Source organism: Endozoicomonas sp. ONNA2, assembly GCF_024606365.1.
Taxonomy (GTDB): domain Bacteria; phylum Pseudomonadota; class Gammaproteobacteria; order Pseudomonadales; family Endozoicomonadaceae; genus Endozoicomonas.
The window spans coordinates 1-4,651 of the sequence record NZ_JAHHPO010001165.1 but is presented as its reverse complement, the minus strand read 5'-3'; the positions used below and the strand labels follow the sequence as shown (position 1 = coordinate 4,651).

Sequence of the window (4,651 nt, the reverse complement as noted above, 5' to 3'; positions counted from 1 at the left end):
AGATGGCAACCATTCTTGTCAATTAACAACTGCCAATTAACGACTGCCAATTTACGACAGCTATTTTACGACAGAGAACGTCTTTTGACAGGAAAGGCAATATGAACACCCTGAGGGCATCGACCACAACCGCTTTGGTTATGGCTGCTTTCATCAGCAGTATCAGTGCTAACGAGGCGACCACCAGGCCCTGGCAGGACGTGGTTGCGAAATCGAAGGGACAGACGGTTTATTTCAATGCCTGGGGGGGGGAGTGAACAGATCAATGATTACATTGACTGGGCTGCCGGGCAGGTTGACAAACGCTACGGTATTACCCTGAAACACGTCAAAGTGAGTGATATAGCCACTGTCGTAAGTCGTGTACTTGCGGAAAAAGCAGCCGGGCGAAGCAGTAATGGTACCGTTGATCTGGTATGGATTAATGGCGAAAACTTCCGCTCCATGAAGCAAAACGGGCTGTTGTTTGGCCCTTTTGTACAACACTTGCCCTCGTTCAAGGGCGTGGACCCCCAAGAAAATCCATCCACTGTGCTGGACTTTGGTGAGCCTGTTGATGGCCTTGAAGCACCCTGGGGCATGGCGCAACTGGTGTTTATGTATGACACCGAGACGTTTTCCCGAAAAGAAACTACCCCGCCAGCCAATGCCAGAGAACTTCTTGAGTTTGCCAGAAAGCATAAAGGGCGTGTGACTTACCCCTTGCCGCCGGATTTTGTCGGTACGACGTTTCTTAAACAGTTGTTGAGTGAGTTGACACCAGAACCGGGTGTGCTGTTAAAGCCCGTTTCTGCAGCGGATTTCGATGCAGTCACCTCCCCTTTATGGCGCTATCTTGATGAGCTTCACCCTCTATTGTGGCGAGAGGGCGAGACGTTCCCGGCCAATAATCTGGCACTGACGCCAATGCTGGACGACGGTGAAATTTTACTTTCAATGACCTTTAATCCGTCTTATGCCAGCTCCGCTATTGCCAGTGGCGAGTTGTCAGAAACGGTGAGAACCTATGTTCATGAAGCGGGTACACTGGGCAATACCCATTTTCTGGCGATTCCTTTTAATAGTGATGCAACAGAAGCCGCACAAGTCGTCATTAATTTTCTGTTGTCACCCGAGGCTCAGGCACACAAAGCTAATAAGGATGTCTGGGGAGACCCCACAGTGCTCAGCATGAACCAGTTAAATGGCACTGACCGTCAGCGTTTTTCGAGTTTATCCCCGGCAACCCTGTCGCCGAAAACGTCAGGCAAAGTGCTTCCGGAACCTCACAGTTCCTGGGTTGCTGAACTTGAAGATGCCTGGCAAGCAAGATATCGCCAGTGAGCATATTGCAGGTATCTGTCAGGGCCGTTTCATTGTTACTGGCTTTGGGGATAGTGGCACTGTTTTTATTTCCGGTACTGGCCGGGGTTGGCAGTGTTATGCTGCCGGCCTTTGGCTATATGCCAGTGCTGGGGTTTGAGACATTGAGCCTGGCTTGCTGGCAAAAGCTGCTGGAAACACCAGCGCTGATCGAGATGCTTGTGCTCAGTCTCTGGACCTCCGTTTCCTCCACCGTACTTTCCCTGTTGCTTGCTTTTGGTGTCATCTGTTGCACTTGGGGAACGCCCCTTTGGCATAAAGTTCTGCGGTGGTTGGCACCATTGATGGCTATGCCCCATGTGGCGCTGGCTTTTGGGGTTATGTTTGTGTTGATGCCCAGTGGTTTGCTGGCCCGGCTTATCGCTGTTTTTGCCGGGTGGCGTTTGCCCCCTGACTGGCAGACGATCCAGGACCAATACGGCATCAGCCTGATACTGATTCTGATGATTAAAGAAACCCCTTTTTTGGTGTTTATGATGGCTGCCTCTGTCGTGCAGTTGCCTGTTGCTGATACGCTGAAATTGGGAGCCAGCCTGGGATATCAGCCAGGTGTTATCTGGCTTAAGCTGATCTGGCCGCGCCTTTACCCGATGATTCGCCTGCCAGTGTATACCGTATTGGCCTTCTCAATCTCTGTGGTCGATGTGGCACTGGTTATCGGGCCTGCTAACCCGCCGGCATTTGCCGTGCAGATTTTTCAGTGGATAAATGATCCGGACTTGACCAAGAGCCTGCTTGCCGCATCGGGCAGTGTGCTTTTATTGCTGCTAATGGCCGCAGTTATTGGTTTTTTTCACCTGACGCAGTGGTTGATGAACAAACGGCTCAGACACTGGTTGACCAATGGACACCGCGGTTGGTTCAGTACTTTGTGGCTGTCGTGCAGTACGAAGGCGTGGCAGGGTTTGCTGCTGCTGTTTCTGTCAGGAGGTGTTGCGCTGCTTATCTGGTCTTTTGTCTGGCGCTGGCGATTCCCTTCCCTGTGGCCCGACTGGTCTTTACGCAGTTGGCAGCGTGCCGGTATCAGTGAGCCCATTGTGAACTCCCTGCTGATCGGCGTGACCGCCACGGTAGTGGCCAACATTATTTCGGTTATCTTGCTTGAGCTGAATGATCTGCAGCGACAAAACAGTCAATCAGCCGGACAGTGGCTGGCCCTGCTGATCAGGGGGGGCATGTATATTCCGTTGCTGTTGCCACAAATGACTTTTTTGTTTGGTGTTCAGCTGTTGTTACTGCAATGGGGGGCAGAGGGCCACTGGTTGACGGTGACCGGACTGCATTTGCTGTTCGTACTGCCCTACTGCTTTCTCAGTTTGTCCGGCCCCTGGCAGCATTATGACCAGCGCCATAGCCTTCAGGGACTGTTGTTATCCAGATCCTGGCTGAAGACCTTTGTGCAGGTGAAGCTGGGAATACTGTGGCGCCCGCTAATGGCCAGTCTGGCGTTGGGCTTTGCGGTCAGTATCGCCCAATATCTGCCAACCCTGTTTGCCAGTGCAGGTCGAGTGGCGACGGTGACAACCGAAGCCGTCAGTCTGGTTTCCGGAGGCAATCGACGTTTGATTGGCGTCTATGGGCTTGTGCAGATGCTTCTGCCTTTCTTTGTTTATGTCATGGCGTCGTTCCTCAGCTATTGGACAATCAAAAGCGGGCGTATCACCAGGAGACTGAACGCTTGAGTCTGATTCTTGATCAAATAGCCATCACCCTGAATGGCCAAAAGTTGTTGGATAAGATCTGCTGTTGCGTGGCAGGCGGTGCAGTGCTTTCGGTGCTGGGACCTAGCGGTTGCGGCAAAAGCAGTTTGTTAAATCTGATTTGCGGGACGCTGGCAAACAGCTTTGGTTACTCCGGACAAGTGATTTTAGACGGGGCAGTGCTGAATAACCTGCCTTCCTATAAACGACAGGTTGGCCTGCAGTTTCAGGACCATCTGTTGTTTCCCCATATGACGGTGGGTGAGAACCTGGCCTTTGCCTTACCTGAGCACTTTAAGAAATCCCTGCGCCGGGAAAGAGTCGAGCAGGCACTGGCTGACTGCGGGATGTCAGGCTTTTTCGAGCTGAATCCAGCCATGTTGTCTGGTGGACAAAAAGCCAGAATCAGCCTGATGCGAACGTTGTTATCCGAACCCAGAGCCCTGCTGCTGGATGAGCCTTTTTCCAAGTTGGATGCAACACTGAGAAGCAGCTTTCGGCACTTCGTCTTTCAACAGGTTCAACACCAGGGCATTCCCGCGCTCATGGTGACCCATGATGAACAGGATATTCCTGATCAAAGGCAAGTGATCAGACTCCAGGAGGCATCGCAACCCAAATAATACGACGAAGAATCAAAAATCTTCAGAGTAAAAATATCAGAGCATCCATGTTTTGCCGGGTCTGCCGGGAATTTCCCGAACCAGTCTGGGTACCAGGTAGCCCGGACAATTTGCCATGACCTCTTTTATCAGCTGACTAGCTTTGGCCTCAGGTACATCAAAATGCGCCGCGCCATGGACCGGGTCTAACAGGTGCAGGTAGTAAGGGAGTACGCCAGCTTTGAACAGCGCCTGGCCAAGCTGAATAAGGGCGGAAGCGCTATCGTTAACTCCCTTGAGTAACACGGCCTGGTTCAGTAGTGTCACGCCAGCCTGTTTGAGCCGGAACATGGCCCGGCCAACACGGTCATCGATCTCGTTGGCGTGGTTGGCATGGATAACCATCACAGGTTGCAGGCGGTGTCCGCTAAACCAATTGATCAGTTCATCGGTTACCCGGTCAGGAATCACAACGGGTAAACGGGTATGAATGCGCAGTGTGGCAACATGATCAATTGCATTGAGTTCGGCAGCAATTTTCGCCAGCCGGCGGTCACTGTTGGCTAATGGGTCGCCACCACTGAGAATCACCTCCTTTATGCTGGTATCGGCGCGAATATATTCAATGGCACGGCGCCAACTGTCCCGGTCCAGGCGGTTATCCTGATACGGGAAATGGCGGCGAAAGCAGAAGCGGCAGTTCACTGCGCAGGCTCCAGCGACGATCAGCAGCAGCCTGCCATGGTATTTATGGATAACCCCATCGGTTGGGTTGTGGGACTGCTCCGCCAGCGGGTCCGGGCCATAACCTTCAATGTGTTGACACTCCTCGCCCATAGGCAGCACCTGTCGCAACAAAGGGTCGTCGGGATTTCCTGGCACCATTCGGTTGATGTAGGCATGGGGTACTCTCAGCGGGAATTCCTGACAGGCGGTTAATGCCGGTGATAATAACCCCGTACTCAGCTTCAGCATGGCCAGCAACTG

5 protein-coding genes are annotated in these 4,651 nt (G+C 52.5%); 4 read left to right on the top strand and 1 reads right to left on the bottom strand.

What is annotated here, in order from left to right:
• Positions 1-101: 101 nt before the first annotated feature.
• The 4 genes from KDK14_RS20575 to KDK14_RS20560 are packed head-to-tail and all read left to right on the top strand — an operon-like array spanning position 102 to position 3,685.
• Entirely contained in the window at positions 102-257 is a 156-nt protein-coding gene (locus KDK14_RS20575) for a hypothetical protein (RefSeq protein WP_257267108.1), read from the top strand.
• Positions 238-1,323 carry an ABC transporter substrate-binding protein gene (locus tag KDK14_RS20570; protein ID WP_257267107.1) on the top strand — a complete coding sequence of 362 codons (1,086 nt, stop codon included), beginning with the start codon at positions 238-240 and terminating at the stop codon, positions 1,321-1,323. The genes KDK14_RS20575 and KDK14_RS20570 overlap by 20 nt, the downstream gene beginning before the upstream one ends.
• Positions 1,320-3,044 (top strand): ABC transporter permease, encoded by a 1,725-nt coding sequence (locus KDK14_RS20565; RefSeq protein ID WP_257267106.1) that lies wholly within the window; start codon positions 1,320-1,322, stop codon positions 3,042-3,044. The genes KDK14_RS20570 and KDK14_RS20565 overlap by 4 nt, the downstream gene beginning before the upstream one ends.
• Positions 3,041-3,685, top strand: a complete 645-nt coding sequence (locus KDK14_RS20560) for an ATP-binding cassette domain-containing protein (RefSeq protein ID WP_257267103.1) — start codon at positions 3,041-3,043, stop codon at positions 3,683-3,685. The genes KDK14_RS20565 and KDK14_RS20560 overlap by 4 nt, the downstream gene beginning before the upstream one ends.
• Positions 3,686-3,721: 36 nt before the next feature.
• Here KDK14_RS20560 and epmB read toward each other — a convergent pair.
• On the bottom strand, positions 3,722-4,651 hold a 930-nt coding region (gene epmB / locus KDK14_RS20555), incomplete at its 5' end, for an EF-P beta-lysylation protein EpmB (protein ID WP_257267102.1).

Bases quoted from the DNA above. Each gene is read 5' to 3' on its own strand.
- KDK14_RS20570 (WP_257267107.1), top strand. From the start codon at position 238: ATGCCTGGGGGGGGGAGTGAACAGATCAATGATTACATTGACTGGGCT.
- KDK14_RS20575 (WP_257267108.1), top strand. From the start codon at position 102: ATGAACACCCTGAGGGCATCGACCACAACCGCTTTGGTTATGGCTGCT.